Genomic DNA, 270 nt, shown 5'->3' on the forward strand with positions numbered 1-270 from the left:
CGTCGAGGTGGTCAGCCGGCACCGGATCTTCCTGCCCGTCACCCGGGTCTCCGGGGTGGAGTCGGGCCAGGTCATCACCACCGGGGTGGTGAATCTGCGCCGCTTCGAACAGCGCCCGACCGAGACCCTCGTCCTGGGGGAGCTGCTGGACCGGCGGGTGCGCCTGGTGGAGAGCGGCGAGGAGGTGACCGTCCTCGATGTGTCGATCACCCAGGTGCCCGCCCGCCGCGACTGGTTCATCGACAAGGTGTTCGTACGCCGGGGCAAGGG

1 pseudogene is annotated in these 270 nt (G+C 70.0%); it reads left to right on the top strand.

The features are described 5' to 3' along the window. Positions 1-270 (top strand): annotated as a pseudogene (locus ACSNOK_RS34380) (magnesium transporter); the annotation flags it as partial.

The sequence above is a fragment of the Streptomyces sp. URMC 126 genome (genome assembly GCF_051386555.1).
Lineage (GTDB): Bacteria > Actinomycetota > Actinomycetes > Streptomycetales > Streptomycetaceae > Streptomyces.